The organism is Stenotrophomonas sp. 01N47, assembly GCF_056399165.1.
In genome coordinates, this window is record NZ_JBFTQU010000027.1 from 1 (window position 1) to 601 (window position 601).

The 601-nt window shown below is 52.3% G+C and carries 1 rRNA gene; it reads left to right on the forward strand.

The features are described 5' to 3' along the window. Positions 1–24 precede the first annotated feature (24 nt). A 5S ribosomal RNA gene (gene rrf / locus AC1DKR_RS21020) occupies positions 25–139 on the forward strand. Positions 140–601: the final 462 nt, after the last annotated feature.

Here is a 601-nt window from a genome sequence, read left to right on the forward strand (position 1 = left end):
YCCAGGCGACACTCCAAMCGCCTCCCTGGTGAAATTAGCGCTATGGAACCACCCGATCCCATCCCGAACTCGGAAGTGAAACGTAGCTGCGCCGATGGTAGTGTGGCCTAAGCCATGCGAGAGTAGGTCATCGCCAGGGTTTATACCCCGAAAACCCCGCTGCTCATGCAGCGGGGTTTTCCTTTTTTTGCAAGCCTCAGGTTTTGACCTGGACTTACGGCAATAACTTCACGAAGAACTTCAAGTTCCTCTCACAAGTTGTTGACAAAGATGAAAAGCCTGCGATAATAGGCGGCTCGCAACGACGAAAGGCCCTCGGGTCCAACGACGAAGCAGCATCGGCAACAACGTCCACTTCGGTGAGACGGCCTTGAAAAAAGGTGTTGACGAAGCGGAAAAGCCGGCTATAATGGGCGGCTCGCTACGAAGGAAACTTCGCAGCACACGGGAGCGGCGCTGAGGCCACTTCCCAGGATCTTTGAAAGTATGCGCAGGTATCTTGTGAAGGCGCCTGCAGGAAGGATGATTGTCCATCTTGCAGACGTTTGATCAAGCAACTATTAATTGTTTTAAAGCAAGCGATACGTTGCCAGAATCATTC